Genomic DNA, 17,886 nt, shown 5'->3' on the forward strand with positions numbered 1-17,886 from the left:
TAGATAAGTATCGATAGTGCATTGTGTCGGCCACCCTTGCGAATCAGTTAACGCTGTCTTTTGGAGTTTTTTTATGCGAGTAATATTATTAGGTGCGCCAGGCGCTGGTAAAGGTACTCAGGCTCAATTTATTACGGAAGAGTTTGGCATCCCACAAATTTCTACTGGGGATATGTTGCGTGCCGCAGTAAAAGCAGGAAGCGAGATGGGCTTAAAAGCCAAAGCGGTAATGGATGCTGGTCAGCTTGTTTCTGATGACATTATCATCGGGTTGGTTAAAGAGCGTTTGACGCAAGACGATTGTACTAACGGTGCTTTATTTGATGGTTTTCCTCGTACGATTCCTCAGGCGGACGCATTAAAAGACGCTGGCGTTAAAATCGACTATGTTGTTGAAATTGACGTAGCGGATGAAGAAATTGTAAAACGCATGAGTGGGCGTCGTGTTCATGAAGCTTCAGGTCGCACATATCACCTTGTGTATAATCCACCTAAAGTAGAAGGAAAAGACGACGAAACAGGGGATGACCTTGTTCAACGTGTTGACGATATAGAAGAAACCGTTCGTAAGCGTTTAGGCGTTTATCATGATCAAACAGCACCGCTGATTGGGTATTACCAAGATTGGTTGAAGGCAGAAGCGTCAACTGCGCCTAAGTTTGTGAAAGTGAATGGCGTTGGTGATTTGAATGAAATTAAACAAAGTTTATTAGCATCATTAAAGGCTTAATGATTTCATGACCGTCATTTTAGCATTAGATACATCGACGCCTGCGTGTTCAGTAGCATTGAATATTGATGGTGTCGTGTTGGAAGATTTTCGCATAGCACCTCGTCTCCATAATGATTTGATCTTGCCTATGGTGGATCAAATTCTGAGTCAAGCAGGGTTGACGCTATCAAACCTTGATGCCATTGCTTTTGGGCGAGGACCAGGATCTTTTACTGGTCTACGCATTAGTGCTGGTGTGGTTCAAGGGCTGGCTTATGGGGCAGATTTACCCGTTATTCCTGTATCTACACTTGCGGCTTTGTCTTTAGAGGGTTTTCAAAAAACGGGTAAAAATGACTGGTTGGCAGCACTTGATGCTCGTATGGGTGAAATTTATCTAGGTGGTTACCATGTCGATAAAGTGAATGGTCTTTATGAAATTGCTTCTTTGCTTGATGAGCGAGTAATAAAACCATCGGATTTAGTGCCATTTACACACTGTTTTGAGGGTGCCGGATCTGGTTGGTGTTACGAGAAGGAATTGACACCTTTACTTCCTGAGCCGCCAGAGCATGTTTTGACAGACTTGGCGCCTCGTGCAGCATGTGTTGCAGAGTTGGCACTATTACACTTCATTAAAGGCGAAACGGTATCTTCTTATGAAGCAATGCCAACGTATTTAAGGGATGAAATTACCTGGGATAAACAGGCTCCTCGCATAGGGAAACGTTAGTTGCATGCTGTGGTACCAAATTGTATTTTTGGCCTTAATTCAGGGTCTGACCGAATTCCTACCTATTTCAAGCTCTGCTCATTTAATTCTTCCGGCTCAACTGTTTAATTGGCAGGATCAGGGGTTGGCGTTTGATGTCGCCGTTCATGTTGGTACTTTGGTTGCTGTTGTTGGCTATTTTAGAAAAGACATCACGAATATTATTTTGGCATGGTGTGTTTCTTTAAAGGACAAAAAAGCGACGCCTGATAGTCGTCTGGCATGGTGGATTTGTCTTGCGACCGTACCGGCTTGTATTGCAGGTTTGTTGTTTGATGATTTTATTAGTACCCATTTACGCTCTATGGAAGTCATTGCTTATACTACGATTGGTTTTGGTGTTTTGCTTTGGCTATCTGACCGTTATGGTGCATCTGATAAAACGGAACAGGACTTTGGCTTTAAAAGTGTGCTTTATATTGGCTTTGCTCAAGCGCTAGCTTTGATTCCTGGAACGTCTCGTTCTGGTATTACGATGACGGCGGCACGATTTTTGGGCTTTGGTCGAGAAAGTGCAGCACGGTTTTCTTTCCTTTTATCAATCCCTCTTATTTTAGCCGCTGGTGGATTAAAGCTCGTTGAGCTTGTGTCATCCAATGTTGCTGTTGATTGGGTAAGTATCTTAGTCGGTGTTATTTTGTCAGCGCTGAGTGCTTATTTTTGTATTTATTTGTTTTTAAAATGGCTTAATACCATTGGCTTCTTTCCTTTTTTTGTTTATAGATTAATTTTAGGATTTGCTCTCTTGCTCATAGTGTATATTTAAAGGGTTATCTTGAGTGTCTTGTAGGCTGAAGTGAGCTTTGCTCAATGGTTGATTTTTTTAGTTCAGATAAAAAGCCTCTAGTTTAAGAGGCTTTTTTCTATCTTGTCATTGAGTAATTTGATTGCGAAAACTGAATAAGCCGATGTTTACCCTAACTCTTTTGGGCTTTGTTTGATGATGTATTTTGGAGAAGGTGCTTTTGCTTAATTCTATTGCAGTTGCGACTACAGATAGGTTTTTGGAATCAGAATCTCGGTTATTGGCAGAGTCTCTAAATCTTGCTTTTATTTTACTGCGTGAACCCATTAAATTTGTATCGCAGTATGATTATCTTTTGTTAAAAACGTCAGATGGGGTCGCTATTGCCAAAACAGGAAAAGGGGCTCCTAAGCCTGTGTATGTAGATTTTACATCAGGGACAGTGGATCATAGGCGACGATTTGGTGGCGGAAAAGGACAGGATATCGCAAAGGCTGTTGGTTTAAATAAGCGTTCAAATTTATCGGTTCTAGACGCTACGGCAGGTTTGGGGAGAGATGCTTTTGTCTTGGCTTGTTTGGGGTGTTCAGTCTCACTTTGTGAGCGTGTTGGTTTTGTTCGAGCGATGTTGCAAGATGGATTATACCGCGCTTCCTTTCATCATGAAGTTGCGGATATTGTGGCTGAAATGCCTTTACTCGATACCGATATAACAGGTATAGATCCCAGTGTGACATTTGATGTGGTGTATTTAGATCCAATGTATCCACACACAGAGAAGTCTTCAGCGGCGGCTAAAAAAGAGATGGCTTTTTTTAGAGATTTGGTTGGTAAAGATTTAGATGCTGATGATCTTTTGCAGCAGGCTATGCAACTAGCGGAATATCGAGTGGTCGTGAAGCGCCCTAAAGGCGCGCCATTTTTAAACGATTCTGAGCCAACATATCAACTCGAAGGTAAGTCGGGAAGATTTGATATTTATGTTTTAAAGTCACTCGATTCACTTTCAGCCTAGTCTTCTTATTAATAATGCGGTGGTCTGTCGCTATCGTTAGTAGGTTGTTGTTGGCGATAAGAGTCGAGTTGTTTTCCTAGCATGACGAACTTTTCTTTCATTAAGAGCATGTCTTTTTGCTGACTGATTAGGACCTGATTTAAACTATCAATCGTATCCTCTTGAAATTGTAGTTTGAATTCTAATTCGTCTATACGTTGGTTGATTTGTGAGGTGTTCATAGATACCTTCTGTGTGTTAACCTTACTAAGTTAAACTCGTATTTTATGAGCTGTTCTATACGAATATATGGCGCCAGTATTGGTCATATTTAATGTAAGAGTGGCGTGAAAATTGCTCTAATAAAGATGTTGAGTATTTTACTACTATCTTCTTTAGCTTCACATGGTAATTTCAAAAAGAGTTTAGTGAAAATATTTATTTATTCACTTTTGTACTAACACGGAGTCTATTTTTAAAAATGGGCCTCGCTTCACAATAATATTTAATTTGATAAGAGATATACTTTTATGAATGATCATCAGGATAGTGTTTCGCATAATAAAGAGTCTTCTGCTGGTTCTGCTTTTTTTTCGTTGCGCACATTTATAGTTAGCCTTGTTATTGCTTTGATCGTACCTCTGCTCATTGCAGGGGTCTTGAAAGAGGAAGTAGGCGCGAATTTCCTTATATACTTTGGCTTTGTTCTAGTATCTGTTTATGTCGGTGCTATGGTTAGCAAGGTTAGTTCTGTCGGTTTCGACTCTGAGTCTGATGAAGATGAAGACGATGATCGTGAGCAGGGAACAGTAAAATGGTTTAACTCTTCAAAGGGGTTTGGCTTTTTAACCATGGAAAATGGCGATGACGTGTTTGTTCATTACCGTGCCATCCGTGGCCGTGGTCGCCGCTTTCTTGTTGAAGGTCAGTTAGTCCGCTTTTATGTCACTGAAGGTGAGAAAGGCAAGCAAGCTGAAAACGTTTCTATTATTCGCGGTTAATTTTCACTATTTTATTTTAGAGGCTTTGTATGACAACTGTGACACTTAAAGGTAATCCTTTTGAAACTGTTGGTACTCTTCCTGCTGTAGGCTCTGTGGCCCCAGCATTTGAATTGGTTAAAACGGATTTATCCGTTGCTACTTTAGCAGATTATCAAGGTGCCAAATTGCTACTTAATATCTTTCCTTCTGTTGATACGCCAACGTGTGCAACATCGGTTCGCAAATTTAATGAATCGGCATCGGCATTAAAAGGTGTAAACGTAGTGTGCGTGTCAGCGGATTTACCTTTTGCTGCAGCCCGTTTTTGCGGAGCGGAAGGTATTGATAATGTTGATACTGGGTCTAGCTTCCGTTCAACGTTTGGTGCGGATTACGGACTCACTTTTTCAACTGGCCCACTCGTTGGCCTTTTATCCCGTGCTGTTGTGGTATTGGATGAAAAAGGTTCTGTGATTTATACAGAGCAGGTAGCGGAAACGGCAGATGAGCCTAATTACGAAGCGGCTTTGGCTGTACTAGCCTAACCTTCATTTAAAAAGCCCGCTCTATTAACATAGAGCGGGCTTTTTTTGTCTTTTTACTGGGCTGTATTTCTAGTCTTTTTGTACTGGAATTGTATTGGTGGTTCGCTCAACACTGTTGTCTTTATTTAAATACACCAGCTTAGGTTTGAATTGATCTGCTTCTGTCTCGTCCATTTGTCCATAAGCGGCTATGATAACGCGGTCACCTACCTGCACTCTTCTCGCGGCTGCGCCATTCATTGAAATAGTACCTGAACCGGATTCTGCCAATATCACGTAGGTGTGAAAACGTTCGCCGTTATCCACATTGTATATGTCAATTTGTTCAAATTCTCTGAATCCAGCGAGCTCTACAAGGTCTTTATCGATGGCGCAGGAACCGTCATACCATAGCTCAGCTTGCGTTACGCTGGCCATGTGAAGCTTGCCTTTAAGAAGTGTGATTTGCATGTATAAAGTCTCTATTAATGTTTCTGTGTCGCGTATTTTGTTACGGATAACCTAGTTCCAAATAAACGGACCTTCACCGTATGCGTTTATTTGCCACCATTGATCAGGGTCTTGGTCGCCTTTTTCTTCCCATGCTTCGAAATTACAGCGGACTTCGCAATTAAGAGACTTAAAAGCCTGTCTGGCGCAGTCGATATCATTTTTCCAAGGGGTTTTATCCGAATCAAACGAAATAGAGGTAAAACGTTTGCCTGCCGCTTGCTTCAAAATTGTCACGTCAATCTCGTTGCCATTCGAATTAATGGTGATTTTTGAACACAATTTTGATGGCTCGCTTTTATTGACTATGGTGAATGTTTCTTCAAGCCAAGCGATGATCTTTTCTGTTGGGCAGGATAATGTGTATATCTCGATGTCAGTTTGCATCCTATTAATCCTTCTTTTTAATCATGTGATAAATTCTGAGAATACTCATTGATAGGTAGCCAATGAGAGTCCATAGCACTCCGCATCCCGCAAGTATTAGTCCAAATAAGGCCATAATCTCTTGAGCAAGAGATTCTGCAATAACGCGATCTGCGACCATAAGTATGAGCACTCCAAAGACGAAGATTAACCCGCCTTGAATCATTTTTATAAGCGCTACTCTAGGGTTGTTTCCTAGCTTCATCGCTAATTTATGGATAGAGTCTCTCATTTGGATACTTGTTTTATGCTTTGTCTGTAAATAGATTTTTGAGTATGCGAGTGTAAATTTCAGAGAGCTTATTTAGGCTATCGGCATCGACGCATTCGTTAATCTGGTGAATGGTAGCATTGATTGGACCAAGCTCCACGACCTGTGTACCCATTTTGGCGATGAATCGGCCATCTGAGGTACCACCAGAAGTGGATAGTTCAGGAGTGATATTGACTGTCGTTTGAACCGCGTCAACCATGGCATCAACGAGCTCTCCTGGTCGAGTTAGAAAAGGCAACCCGTTGTATGTCCATTTGATATCGTAGCGTAGTTCATGCCTGTCTAGAATGTCTATAACGCGAACTTTAAGTGCATCGAAGTCGAGTTCCGAAGAAAAGCGGAAATTAAACTGAGCATTGAGTTTACCAGGAACAACATTAGTAGCTCCCGTTCCCGCTTGTATATTTGATATTTGGAAGCTGGTTGGTGGGAAAAAATCGTTACCGTCATCCCAATGCGCACGCGCCATTTCATCAAGTGCGGGTGCTGCTAGGTGAATTGGGTTTTGCGCTAAATGTGGATAGGCAACGTGGCCTTGCTTCCCGTGCACGGTTAAATCACCACTAAATGAACCACGTCGACCATTTTTGATAATGTCGCCAAGCGTTTTAGTACTTGAAGGTTCACCTACAATGCACCAATCGATCTTTTCATTACGTGTCATAAGTGCATCCACGACACGTGTTGTACCGTCGACAAATGGACCTTCTTCATCACTGGTGATCAAGAAGGAGATTTGGCCTTGATGATCAGGGTGCTCTCCAATAAAAGTTTCTACAGCTGTAACCATAGCAGCAAGGCTGCCTTTCATGTCAGCCGCGCCGCGTCCGTAGAGCATGCCGTCGATAATGGCAGGAGAAAAAGGGGGGACTTTCCATTCAGCCTCAGGCCCTGTTGGCACAACGTCAGTGTGTCCGGCAAAACAAAGGTTTGGTCCGGAAGTGCCGCGTTTTGCATAAAAGTTTTTTACTTCTCCAAAAGGCATGTATTCAATGTTAAAACCCACTTTTTTCAATCGTTCGATCATGAGGTCTTGGCAGCCTGCGTCTTCTGGGGTCACAGAAGGGCGAGAAATAAGGTCCACGGCAAGTTTTAGTGTAGGAGATAAATTAGACATTCTTTACCTTTGTGTTAGTTTTCGCTACCTTATGAATGATTCTGTTACTATAACAGGAGATTCATACAAAGGTGGGATTATGAAATTAGGTGTTGTTGTATTTTTGGGTTTGATTTCTGCTAGTTGTAGCCTTTTTCAGCAACCAGTTATTCAGGAGTCGTATTTCGTCCCGGTGATCCGTTCTGATAATCCATCTTCTGGTTATACGCCAACGGTCACGCCTATGCCGTCACCTAAATCGAACAAAGAGAGACCACGTATTTATACGCCAGTTCTGCGCTAACGTAACCTTTGGGTGTACTCATCAACACTGAAGCCTAAAATTATCGAATCATCGATTTTCAATAGGGGGCGTTTAACAATAGAAGATTGAGCAACCATGATATGGACAGCGTTTTCATTGTCCATGGTGTTTTTCGTTTCTTCATCTAATTTGCGCCAAGTTGTGCCGCGTTTATTGATTACATTTTCCCAGCCGAGTTTGTCTACCCATGCTTTTGCGGTAGCTTCATCTAAGCCTTCTTTCTTAAAGTCATGAAAGGTGTATGCAATATTGTTTGCATCTAACCAACGAAAGGCTTTTTTCATGGTATCGCAATTTTTGATGCCAAATATTTCAATCATTTTTTTGTTCCGCAATACGCCATTTTAAGTGCTCTCAAAATGGCGCTTCTTGGTTATTAGTGTTTTCTATTTTTAGTTATGGGCGTGAAGTACTTCGTTTAGTGCGATGGCTGTCTTATTGGTTTTGCATTCAATCGCGCCAGTTTCTGAGTTACGACGAAATAAAAGATCCGATTGACCCGATAGTTCGCGTGCTTTGACAGTAGAGACGATTTGATTGTTTTCATCCAGAACGGCCACTTTAGAGCCAGCCGTAATATACAAACCAGACTCTACGATACAGCGATCACCAAGACCAATGCCAATGCCGGCATTAGCGCCAATCAAGCATTTTTCGCCAACGCCAATGACAATGTTACCACCGCCAGACAGTGTACCCATAGTTGAGCAGCCGCCACCTAGGTCAGAACCATTACCGACGACCACGCCAGCAGAAATACGGCCTTCCACCATACTAGAGCCAAGAGTACCAGCATTGAAGTTGACAAAACCTTCATGCATAACGGTTGTGCCTTCGGCTAGGTGGGCGCCTAAGCGAACACGTGCAGCATCACCGACACGGATGCCAGTAGGAACAATGAAGTTTAGCATTTTAGGGAACTTATCAACGCTAAACACTTCAATGGTACGGCCTTCCATGCGTGCGTTTAGTTGACGATCTGCTAGTTCTCGTACGTCGATAGGGCCTTCGCTTGTCCATGCTGTATTAATCAGTAGGCCAAACATACCATCTAATATTGTATTGTGAGGCTTGACTAGGCGGTGCGAGATTAGTTGAAGCTTTAGATATACTTCTGCTGGGTTACTTGGTGCTTCATCAGTGACTAATACGCACAAAACAATAGGCTTAGTAGATGCTTTTAAGCGAGAAGCTAGCTCTGCTTGTTCTATGTTTCCCGCTTTTAAAAGGCTCATGTGTAAGCGGTTTAGATCACCTTCTTCCAGTACAAGTGTCGCGTTTCCACATTCATAATTGGTGCTTTCTAAAAGTGCATCCAGCGTACCCTTTTCTGGATTAAGACTTGGTGCTGAATAGAAAACTTCTAGCCAATTGTCTTCTTTGTTTTGTGTGCCGATACCAAGACCGAACGCGAAGATTGTGTTGCTCATGTGTGGTTTCTCCAACTGGATTATCTATATAAAGAGATTACTAAGGGGTTATCTGCGACTGAGGAAGTCTTTAATTCTCTTTGCTGCCTCAACGCATTCAGATTCTTCGGCAACTAACGCCATGCGAATGTGGCGATCACCAGGGTTGACACCTTCTACTTCTCGACCTAAATAGCTTCCGGGTAAGACGACAACGGACTCTTCTTGATACAGTAAAGTACAAAAATCTTCGTCTTTCATATTCAGCTCAGGCCATAAGTAAAAGCCTGCCTCAGGTTTAGATACGGACATAATAGGCGATAATATACCTAAAACGGAATCAAACTTACGGGTGTATATTTCGCGATTTTTAATGACATGTTCTTCATCATTCCAAGCTGCAATAGATGCATCTTGGTGGTGAATTGGCATGGCGCATCCTTGGTAAGTTCTATAAAGTAAAAAGGGCTTCAATATAGATGCGTCGCCCGCTACAAACCCAGAGCGTAGGCCTGGTAGATTGGAGCGTTTTGAAAGAGACTGGAAAATCAAGCAGTGGTTATAATCTATATGCCCTAATATTTGACATGCTTCAAGTAATCCTAGAGGAGCTTGATCACCAAAGTATATTTCTGAATAACATTCATCAGCGACGATGGTAAAGTTGAAGGTATTGGCTTTCTCTATGAGGTAAGCGTATTGGTCTAATGTTGTAATGGTGCTACTTGGGTTGTTGGGCGAGCAAACGAACAACACTTCGCAACGCTGCCAGATACTATCGTCAACGAGCTGGTAATCAACCTTGTAGTTGGTTTTGGCGCCACAAGGTAGAAAGTGAAGTTCTGCTCCAGCTAGAATGCCAGCACCTTCATAAATTTGGTAAAAAGGGTTTGGACTGACAACAAGCGAGTTCTGTTTTTCGCCAACCAGTGTTTGAGTGATAGCGAAAAGCGCTTCTCGAGTTCCTGTTACTGGCAAGATCTCTGTGTCTGGATCGAGGTTATCAAGTTTAAAGCGACGTTTTGTCCATTCGCTCATCGCATTTCTTAACGATAACTCACCTTTGGTGCTTGGGTATTTGCTGACACCACTTAAGCTTTTGGCAAGTGTATCGAGCACAATGGCTGGCGCTTCGTGTTGAGGCTCACCAATGGTTAGTTTGATAAGGGTTTTTTCGGGGTTTGGCGATAGCCCTTCTAGAAGCTCTGCAAGCTTTTGGAAAGGATATGGGTGCAAAGAGTGTATAAGAGGGTTCATCGGTCTTTAATCCATCGCTTGAGAAAAACGGTCTATTTTCTCTTTTAAAAGGGTGCAAATTCTATTCATATTTTCTGTGTCGGTAATAAGGTCGCCATTTTCTTCTGTGATATAAAAAGTATCCTCTACACGTTCACCTAGTGTGGCAATTTTTGCTTTGTGAAGCATGATGTTGTTGTTCATGAAAAACTGTCCTACTAGAGCCAGTAGTCCAGGTCTATCTGGTGCAGTTATTTCTAGTGCAGACCACACTTCTTCGGGTTGGCTGACAAAATGTGCGGTTGCCGGAGAATTGAATATTTTCAAAATTCTTGGTGTGTGGCGCTGGACGACGCTTTCATACATTGATGGTGTTTCAAGTTGTTTCATCAGCGTTTTTCGAATAAGAGCGATACGCTCTTTGTCTAGATATAGGTTGGTGTCGTTGTCATTGCTGTCCATAACAACAAAGCTGTCTAAAGTGAAGTTGTCTGTCGTGTGGCTTATTTTGGCGTCCAAAATGGTAAGACCAAGTTGTTCAAAGGTTGCTGCAGTAACAGCAAAAAGGTGTTTGCTGATGGGCATATAGATGAATATTTTGCTGGCACCAGAGAAATTACGTCCACCTAAAGGGGTGATTGCTATTAGAGGTTTTTCACTTGGGCGGTGGCGTAAAATGGCTTCTGTATTCCAAGCTATTTCATCACCATTTGAGCGAATAAAATACTCGTCTTCGATCGATTCCCAAATTTTTTCTGCTTCCATAATATCGACATTACGTTCGATAATAATTTCCAGTGCGCGTTGTTTATGCTCGTCGCTTATCATATCGGCATCGATAGGGAAGTCTAAGCCTCGACGCAGTGCGCGCTTAGTTTCTAAATATAGCTGACGCATAAGAGACGCTCGCCAGCTGTTCCACATGGTCGGATTGGTAGCATTAATATCAGCTACGGTGAGAATAAATAGATAGTCTAAATGCTCTTGGTCTTTGACGTAGCTGGCGAACTCCCAAATTACTTCTGGGTCTGAAATGTCTTTGCGCTGGGCTGTAACAGACATGTATAGGTGGTTTCTGACCAACCAAACAACAAGTTCAGTGTCTTGCTTTGATAGTCCGTGACGTTCACAGAAGGCTTGGGCATCGATGCAGCCTAATTCAGAATGGTCCCCACCACGACCTTTTGCAATGTCATGATATAGGCCTGCAATGTACACCAATTCTACTTTTTGAACATGGCGTATGGCTTGGCTCGAGATAGGGAATTTTTGTTTGTACTCTGGAAGCCATAAGCGGCGTAAATTTTCAACTACCTGTAGTGTGTGTGCATCAACGGTATAAATATGAAAAAGATCGTGTTGCATTTGGCCTATGATTGCGCCAAATTCTGGTAAATATCGGCCAAGCAAACCTAGGTGCTTCATAGATCTCAATATGCTTGTGAGATTGTGAGGGCTGGATATTATGTCTAAAAAAAGGTCTGTGTTTTCTTTGCGGTTTCTGAAGTTGTCGTCGACTAGTTCAAGGTTGTCGCGCAGCTGCCTCATTGTGTTGGCGCGAATGCCTTTTATATTCTCATGAGTGCCCAGTAAAACATAAATTTCCAGCATGCTAGACGGATGATCTTGGAATAGTGTGGTGGAGCGAGCTTCCAATTGTCCGTTAGCAACCTGAAAATGATTGTTAATGATTTCGATAGGAGTGACGTCGTCTTTGGCTAAAAAGGATTCTTCAAAGTGCTGTAAGAGCAAGTCGTTAAGTTGTTGAATAGCCGCAACGCTTTGGTAATAGCCTTGCATAAAGCGTTCGACATTACGCTTCAGATCGTCGTCGTCAAATCCAAACAGTTTTGCGAGTGTGCGCTGATGATCAAAAAGCAGTCTGTCTTCTTTGCGTCCTGCTACGATGTGCAAAGCCCAGCGTATTCTCCATAAATGGCTTACCGCACCTTTGAGTTGAATGTATTCATCTTCTGATAAAAAGTGTTTTTCTATGAGGGCACTTAATCTGTTTGTGTGTAAGTGGCGCTTGGCAACCCAGTCGATGACTTGCATGTCTCTTAGCCCGCCTGGGCATTCTTTCAGGTTGGGTTCTAAGTTGTAGGCTGTATTTTGGTATTTTGCGTGGCGTTGCTTTTGTTCTGCTAATTTGGCCTGATAAAAAGAGTGGCCATCCCACATTTGAGAAATGTCGACGTGTAGCTTTAATGTGGCTTGCAAGTCTGATGGGCCTGTTAGGGTTCTAGACTCAATCAAATTGGTAATAATGGTGATGTCTTTGGCTGCCATTTCGGTGCATTCGTCGATAGTTCGAACACTATGGCCGATGTCTAAATTGATGTCCCAAAGAAAGGTGATAAAGGCTTCGATTTTATTTTTGGGCGCCGACGTTTCATTTTTAATAAGGATTAAAAGATCGATGTCAGATTTAGGGTGAAGCTCACCACGTCCATATCCACCAACGGCGATGAGGCTGACATGCTTCTCATTATTAAGCCCTTTTGCAATCCAGGCGGCTTGTAGTACTTCGTCATAAAACGAAGATAGCCCTTTGACGAGTTTTTCTATTGGGTAGAGGGAGTGAAAAAGGTCGTTATATATTGTTGTTTTTTCTTCAATGATGGCTTTGTAGTGAGAAATAGAGCAGCTATGTTGAGCCAGTACATTTTTCTCTTTCTCAGTAAGTAATGGCGGAGCGTCTGGAAAAGCAGGGAAGTCCATACAAGAGCCTCGAAGAATGAGTGATATTTTCTAAAATGATGAATCTGTAAGTTTTGTATCTTAGTGCTAAAAAGTAGCGCCTCTCTTATGAGAAGCGTGTTTCTTCTGGTCGACGAGTTAGTACTTCTACACCATCTGCGGTGACGAGCAAAGTGTGCTCGTATTGTGCGGATAGACGGCCGTCTTTAGTTTTAGCAATCCAGTTGTCTGGGCCTGTGTGTTTCACTTGTTTTTTTCCGGCATTGATCATTGGTTCGATGGTCAGAGTCATGCCTTCTTCTAGCATCACGCCTGTGCCTGCTACACCATAATGTGCAACTTGCGGTTCACCATGAAAAGTGGTGCCGACGCCATGGCCGCAATACTCTTCTACGACAGAGCAGTGGTTTTTGTGAGCATGAGCTGAAATAGCGGCACCGATATCACCAAGACGAACACCGGGTTTAACGAGGTCAATCGCAAGGTAAAGGCACTCTTGAGTAATTTTGGCCAGACGTTCCGCATGTGGTAGAGCTGGTCCGGCGAAAAACATTCTGCTGGTGTCACCGTAATAGCCATCTTTGATGATAGTGATGTCAATATTGACCGTATCGCCTTTTTTCAACGCTTTGTCGTTTGGAATACCATGGCAAATAACATCATTGACCGATGTGCAGCAAGATTTAGGGAAACCATGGTAGTTTAATGGTGCTGGGATGGCGCCTTGCTCTTTAATAATGTAGTTATGAGCGATAATGTCTATTTGTTCCGTTGATACGCCTGGTACAACAAATTCCTCCAGCATGACTAAAACGTCTGCAGCCAGTTTTCCAGCCACTCTCATCCCTTCAATATCGCTGATATCTGTGAAGCGAGTGGATGCTGGTCGAGGTGTCCAGCTGGGAGCGTCTACACGGCCATCTTTTGTTAGCTTTTCAACTTTTTGTAGGATTTCGTTGCTCATAATTAGCGCATCTTTAAATAGTTTATGTCTATATTGATAGTATGTTGCGGGATATTCTACATGACTTGAGCGATAGAATCGCCTCTCAAATTGAAAAAAAACACGTGCCAGAGGGCACGTTAAAAAAGATTCAGGTCTTTTTGTTTTATGTCAAATGTGGTATAAAACGCCCGCCTGTCGGACTATTGGTTCGAAATAGGTAAAAAACTTTAAAAAACTAACGATCTTGCCGCAATAAAATAAAGTGTCTGGGGTGTCATTGGTTGCCTTAAACCTTGTTTGACTGACGCTTTTAGCTGGTAAGCACAAATAACCCAAATATAAAGGATAGTAAAATGCCTACAGTCTCTATGCGCGACCTTCTACAGGTTGGTTCACACTTTGGTCACCAAACTCGTTACTGGAACCCAAAAATGAAGCCTTTCATTTTTGGTGCTCGTAACAAGATTCATATCATTAACCTTGAGCATACAGTTCCTGCTCTTAATGACGCTCTTGAGCTTGTTAAGAAAATGGCTGAGAACAAAAACAAGGTTTTGTTTGTTGGTACTAAGCGTGCTGCATCTAAAACGATTAAAGAGCAAGCTGCTCGCTCTGGTATGCCATACGTTAACCACCGCTGGTTGGGTGGTATGTTGACTAACTACAAAACTATTCGTGCCTCTATCAAACGTCTTCGTGAGCTTGAAGGTCAGGTGTCTGATGGTACTTTCGAAAAGCTGACTAAAAAAGAAGCTTTGATGCGTACTCGTGAGCTTGAAAAACTTGAGCTTTCTATGGGTGGTATTAAGGATATGGGCGGCCTTCCGGATGTTTTGTTTGTTGTAGACGTTGACCACGAACGTATTGCTATTAAAGAAGCAAACAAATTGGGCATTCCTGTTATCGGTATCGTTGATACTAACAGTAACCCAGATGGTGTTGATTACATTATTCCTGCTAACGATGATGCAATTCGCGCTGTTCAGCTTTATGTTGGCGCTTTTGCTGATGCTGTTCTAGAAGGTCGTTCTGCGACTGCTGGTACTGCTGATGAATTCGTTGAAGTAAGTGAAGCGACTACTGAAGCGTAAGCAAACTTTCTAGTTTGTTCTGGTTTCTAAAGGGAGGTTTCTTACCTCCTTTTTTAAATTTGAATTGGTAAAAAGAGGATTTAACATGGCCGCAGTATCTGCAGCATTGGTAAAAGAGCTACGTGAACGTACTGGCCTAGGCATGATGGAGTGTAAGAAAGCACTTGTCGCTGCTAACGCTGACGTTGAGGTCGCTATCGAAGAGCTACGTAAATCAAGTGGCATGAAGGCAGCTAAAAAAGCGGGCCGTACTGCCGCTGAAGGAACAATTGTTATGCGTGTCGCTGACGATTCTTCTTACGCTATCTTGGTTGAAGTAAACTCCGAAACTGATTTCGCGACTCGTGACGAAGGTTTTATTGCTTTCGCAAACAAAGTTGCTGACGTTGTTTTTGCAACGAAAGAAACGGATGTAGCGGTTTTGCTTGCGGGTGAAATTGGTCAGGCGCGCGAAGCATTGGTACAAAAAATCGGTGAGAATATTTCTCCTCGTCGTGCTGTCATTATCGAAGGCGGATTAGTGGGCGCTTACCTTCACGGTAATGGCCAAATCGCTGTATTGACTCAGTTGGAAGGTGGTTCTGCTGAACTGGCTAAAGATGTGTCTATGCACATTGCTGCTGTTGCTCCTCGCGTAGTTCGCGGCGACGACATGCCAGCAGAAGTTCTAGCAAAAGAAGAAGAAATTGTTCGTGCTCAGCCAGACATGGCTGGCAAGCCTGCAGAAATCGTTGATAAAATGATTGTGGGTCGTATGAAGAAGTTCTTGGCTGAAAACAGCTTGATTGAACAGCCTTTTGTTAAGAACCCAGAAATTAAAGTTGGCCAGCTTGTTAAAGACGCTGGTGCAACAGTGACCTCTTTCATTCGCCTTGAAGTTGGTGAAGGTATTGAAGTTGCTGAAGTAGACTTTGCAGCAGAAGTAGCAGCACAGCTTAGAGGTTAACTCTTGGTTGCGGTGTCTTCAACAAAAAGGGGCAGCTTGACTGCCCCTTTTTATGAAAGACAAATGCGAGAGTGTCGGATAAATAGACCTCAGTTATTGAAGAAATGAAACCATTGCCGGAGGTTGATATGCCAAAAGAAAAGAGTCCAAAATACAAACGAATTTTGCTTAAATTAAGTGGCGAAGCCCTAATGGGGGATGAGTCCTTTGGTATCGACCCTAAAGTGTTAAATCGTATTGCGCTTGAGATTGGTCAGCTACGAGGCATTGGTGTTGAAGTTGGTATCGTTATTGGTGGTGGTAACTTGTTTCGTGGTCAGGCGTTGAGTAAAGCTGGCATGGATCGCGTTACTGGTGATCATATGGGGATGCTGGCAACGGTGATGAACGCGTTGGCAATGCGAGATGCATTGGAGCGTGCAAACATTGCGACCCGAGTGATGTCAGCTATCACGATGACGGGGATTGTTGAGCCTTATGATAGACGTCGTGCTATGCGATTGATGAAAGAGGGCGACGTGCTGATTTTCTCAGCGGGAACGGGTAATCCTTTCTTTACAACTGACTCTGCTGCTTGTTTACGCGGCATCGAGATTGATGCAGATGTTGTATTGAAAGCAACGAAGGTTGACGGTGTGTATTCTGCTGATCCTATGAAGGACCCGGCTGCCGTGAAATATGATACATTGGGCTACGATGAAGTCCTTGAAAAACAATTAGGGGTCATGGATTTAACTGCGATATGTTTGACCCGTGATCATGGCATGCCAATACGTGTGTTTAATATGAATAAGCCCGGAGCCTTGATAAATATCATGGTTGGTGGCAGTGAAGGTACACTGATTAAGTGAGGAAGTTATGATTAACGAAATTCTTAAAGATGCAGAAGATCGTATGAATAAAGCGGTTGCTTCTGTTGAATCTGCGTTTAAAAAAATTCGTACAGGTCGTGCGCACCCTAGTATATTGGACTCGGTTAAAGTGAATTATTATGGCACTGAAACGCCACTAAGTCAGATTGCTAATATAACGGTTGAAGATGCACGTACTTTGGGTATTTCTCCTTGGGAAAATAACTTAGTTCCTGAAATTGAAAAAGCCATTATGAAATCTGATCTTGGTCTGAACCCTGCGACAAATGGAAACCTTATTCGAATTCCTATGCCGGCTTTGACGGAAGAAACTCGTAAGAACTACTTTAAGCAGGCAAAGAGCGAAGCTGAAAACGGTCGTATTGCTATTCGTAATATTCGTCGTGATGCAAACAGCAGTCTTAAAGACCTAGTGAAAGAAAAAGAAATTTCTGAAGATGATGATCGTCGTGGTCAGGATCAAGTTCAAAAAATAACAGACAAGAGCGTGGCTTTGGTTGAAGAGCGTCTTGCTGCAAAAGAAAAAGACTTGATGCAAATCTAATAAAAAGGGCGAGCTTTGGCTCGCCCTTTTTATTGACTAGGGTAAAGTTATGTCTAAATTAGATGGCGCTGATTCCGATTCAGTGGTCGGGCCAGCTCATGTTGCCATCATAATGGATGGTAATAATCGCTGGGCAAAGAAAAAACATCTACCAAGCATTGCAGGCCATACGGCAGGCGCTACAGCTGTTCGCCGAGTGGTTGAGGCCGCGGCCAGATCTGGTGTTGAGGTATTAACGCTATTCGCTTTTTCTAGTGAAAACTGGAAACGACCTAAGTTAGAGGTTGATGGTTTGATGGCGCTGTTTATGCGCTCTCTCAAAAAAGAGCTAAAACGATTGAATGAGCATAAAATCCGACTTCGGGTTATTGGTGATATTTCAGGGTTTAGTTCTGGTTTGCAGAAACAAATCCAGAGTGTTCAAGACGCCACTGCAAATAATAACCAAATGACATTAGTGATTGCGGCGAATTATGGTGGTCGTTGGGACATTGCGCAGGCTGCGAAAAAGATAGCCGAACTCGTTATGTCAGGAGTGTTGTCGCCAGAAGATATCGATGAAACGTTATTAGGGCAGCATGTTGCTTTGGCTGACTTACCTCCGCCTGATTTGTTAATTAGAACATCTGGGGAAGAGCGTATTAGTAATTTCTTACTTTGGCAAACCGCTTATTCTGAATTCGTGTTCCTTCCGGTGTTGTGGCCGGATTTTGATCAACAGCATTTTGATGACGCGATTCAGGTGTATCAAAATCGTCAACGACGTTATGGTGGTCGATAG

Annotated in this window: 22 protein-coding genes; 12 read left to right on the forward strand and 10 right to left on the reverse strand. The window is 42.7% G+C overall.

Annotated elements, in window-relative coordinates; genetic code table 11:
- Positions 1-73 precede the first annotated feature (73 nt).
- From adk to M3I01_RS03730, 4 genes are all read left to right on the forward strand, one after another.
- The gene (gene adk, locus M3I01_RS03715; protein ID WP_112137233.1) at positions 74-730 is read left to right on the forward strand and encodes an adenylate kinase; all 657 of its coding nucleotides are present in this window, start codon (positions 74-76) and stop codon (positions 728-730) included.
- Between the two features lie 7 nt (positions 731-737).
- Complete coding sequence (gene tsaB, locus M3I01_RS03720; RefSeq protein WP_255894243.1) at positions 738-1,445, forward strand: tRNA (adenosine(37)-N6)-threonylcarbamoyltransferase complex dimerization subunit type 1 TsaB; 708 nt, start codon at positions 738-740, stop codon at positions 1,443-1,445.
- A gap of 4 nt (positions 1,446-1,449) precedes the next feature.
- Positions 1,450-2,250, forward strand: coding sequence for an undecaprenyl-diphosphate phosphatase (locus M3I01_RS03725; protein WP_255894244.1), 801 nt, complete (start codon positions 1,450-1,452; stop codon positions 2,248-2,250).
- Positions 2,251-2,488: 238 nt separating this feature from the next.
- Complete coding sequence (locus M3I01_RS03730) at positions 2,489-3,244, forward strand: class I SAM-dependent methyltransferase (RefSeq protein ID WP_255894245.1); 756 nt, start codon at positions 2,489-2,491, stop codon at positions 3,242-3,244.
- Between the two features lie 8 nt (positions 3,245-3,252).
- Here M3I01_RS03730 and M3I01_RS03735 read toward each other — a convergent pair whose 3' ends face one another.
- Positions 3,253-3,465 (reverse strand): SlyX family protein, encoded by a 213-nt coding sequence (locus M3I01_RS03735; RefSeq protein WP_112137239.1) that lies wholly within the window; start codon positions 3,463-3,465, stop codon positions 3,253-3,255.
- Between the two features lie 288 nt (positions 3,466-3,753).
- On the opposite strand from M3I01_RS03735, the gene M3I01_RS03740 reads away from it, so the two are divergent.
- Together M3I01_RS03740 and tpx are read left to right on the forward strand one after the other, a co-directional pair.
- Complete coding sequence (locus M3I01_RS03740) at positions 3,754-4,224, forward strand: cold-shock protein (RefSeq protein ID WP_112137241.1); 471 nt, start codon at positions 3,754-3,756, stop codon at positions 4,222-4,224.
- Positions 4,225-4,253: 29 nt separating this feature from the next.
- Entirely contained in the window at positions 4,254-4,751 is a 498-nt protein-coding gene (gene tpx, locus M3I01_RS03745) for a thiol peroxidase (protein WP_255894246.1), read from the forward strand.
- 69 nt (positions 4,752-4,820) lie between these two features.
- On the opposite strand, the gene panD is transcribed toward tpx, so the two are convergent.
- Genes panD through dapE form a run of 4 tightly spaced genes read right to left on the reverse strand, consistent with a single transcriptional unit; the run spans position 4,821 to position 7,057 of the window.
- The gene (panD, locus tag M3I01_RS03750; protein ID WP_255894247.1) at positions 4,821-5,201 is read right to left on the reverse strand and encodes an aspartate 1-decarboxylase; all 381 of its coding nucleotides are present in this window, start codon (positions 5,199-5,201) and stop codon (positions 4,821-4,823) included.
- A 51-nt stretch (positions 5,202-5,252) separates the two neighbouring features.
- Entirely contained in the window at positions 5,253-5,627 is a 375-nt protein-coding gene (locus tag M3I01_RS03755) for a hypothetical protein (RefSeq protein ID WP_255894248.1), read from the reverse strand.
- Between the two features lie 4 nt (positions 5,628-5,631).
- Complete coding sequence (locus tag M3I01_RS03760; protein ID WP_255894249.1) at positions 5,632-5,898, reverse strand: hypothetical protein; 267 nt, start codon at positions 5,896-5,898, stop codon at positions 5,632-5,634.
- A gap of 13 nt (positions 5,899-5,911) precedes the next feature.
- Positions 5,912-7,057 carry a succinyl-diaminopimelate desuccinylase gene (gene dapE / locus M3I01_RS03765; RefSeq protein WP_255894250.1) on the reverse strand — a complete coding sequence of 382 codons (1,146 nt, stop codon included), beginning with the start codon at positions 7,055-7,057 and terminating at the stop codon, positions 5,912-5,914.
- 79 nt (positions 7,058-7,136) lie between these two features.
- Here dapE and M3I01_RS03770 point away from each other — a divergent pair, with 79 nt between their 5' ends.
- Positions 7,137-7,340 carry a hypothetical protein gene (locus tag M3I01_RS03770; protein ID WP_275564922.1) on the forward strand — a complete coding sequence of 68 codons (204 nt, stop codon included), beginning with the start codon at positions 7,137-7,139 and terminating at the stop codon, positions 7,338-7,340.
- On the opposite strand, the gene M3I01_RS03775 is transcribed toward M3I01_RS03770, so the two are convergent.
- The 5 genes from M3I01_RS03775 to map form a co-directional block, all read right to left on the reverse strand.
- Positions 7,337-7,681 (reverse strand): ArsC family reductase, encoded by a 345-nt coding sequence (locus tag M3I01_RS03775; protein ID WP_112137255.1) that lies wholly within the window; start codon positions 7,679-7,681, stop codon positions 7,337-7,339. The two genes, M3I01_RS03770 and M3I01_RS03775, sit on opposite strands and share 4 nt — an antisense overlap.
- 72 nt (positions 7,682-7,753) lie before the next feature.
- Positions 7,754-8,791, reverse strand: coding sequence for a 2,3,4,5-tetrahydropyridine-2,6-dicarboxylate N-succinyltransferase (gene dapD, locus M3I01_RS03780; protein WP_255894253.1), 1,038 nt, complete (start codon positions 8,789-8,791; stop codon positions 7,754-7,756).
- Positions 8,792-8,839: 48 nt separating this feature from the next.
- Positions 8,840-10,027: a succinyldiaminopimelate transaminase gene (dapC, locus tag M3I01_RS03785; RefSeq protein ID WP_255894254.1), complete on the reverse strand. Its 1,188-nt coding sequence runs from the start codon at positions 10,025-10,027 to the stop codon at positions 8,840-8,842.
- Between the two features lie 6 nt (positions 10,028-10,033).
- Positions 10,034-12,727, reverse strand: a complete 2,694-nt coding sequence (gene glnD / locus M3I01_RS03790; RefSeq protein WP_255894255.1) for a [protein-PII] uridylyltransferase — start codon at positions 12,725-12,727, stop codon at positions 10,034-10,036.
- Positions 12,728-12,812: 85 nt separating this feature from the next.
- Entirely contained in the window at positions 12,813-13,670 is an 858-nt protein-coding gene (map, locus tag M3I01_RS03795) for a type I methionyl aminopeptidase (RefSeq protein WP_255894256.1), read from the reverse strand.
- Between the two features lie 335 nt (positions 13,671-14,005).
- On the opposite strand from map, the gene rpsB reads away from it, so the two are divergent.
- The 5 genes from rpsB to uppS all read left to right on the forward strand — a co-directional run bounded on the left by rpsB (position 14,006) and on the right by uppS (position 17,886).
- Positions 14,006-14,743, forward strand: a complete 738-nt coding sequence (rpsB, locus tag M3I01_RS03800) for a 30S ribosomal protein S2 (protein WP_112137267.1) — start codon at positions 14,006-14,008, stop codon at positions 14,741-14,743.
- An 85-nt stretch (positions 14,744-14,828) separates the two neighbouring features.
- Positions 14,829-15,689 carry a translation elongation factor Ts gene (gene tsf, locus M3I01_RS03805; RefSeq protein WP_255894257.1) on the forward strand — a complete coding sequence of 287 codons (861 nt, stop codon included), beginning with the start codon at positions 14,829-14,831 and terminating at the stop codon, positions 15,687-15,689.
- A 128-nt stretch (positions 15,690-15,817) separates the two neighbouring features.
- Positions 15,818-16,540 carry a UMP kinase gene (gene pyrH / locus M3I01_RS03810; RefSeq protein ID WP_112137271.1) on the forward strand — a complete coding sequence of 241 codons (723 nt, stop codon included), beginning with the start codon at positions 15,818-15,820 and terminating at the stop codon, positions 16,538-16,540.
- A gap of 7 nt (positions 16,541-16,547) precedes the next feature.
- Positions 16,548-17,105: a ribosome recycling factor gene (gene frr / locus M3I01_RS03815; RefSeq protein ID WP_112137273.1), complete on the forward strand. Its 558-nt coding sequence runs from the start codon at positions 16,548-16,550 to the stop codon at positions 17,103-17,105.
- Positions 17,106-17,154: 49 nt separating this feature from the next.
- Complete coding sequence (gene uppS / locus M3I01_RS03820; RefSeq protein WP_255894258.1) at positions 17,155-17,886, forward strand: polyprenyl diphosphate synthase; 732 nt, start codon at positions 17,155-17,157, stop codon at positions 17,884-17,886.

The sequence above is a fragment of the Marinomonas maritima genome, from assembly GCF_024435075.2.
GTDB classification, from domain to species: Bacteria; Pseudomonadota; Gammaproteobacteria; order Pseudomonadales; family Marinomonadaceae; genus Marinomonas; species Marinomonas maritima.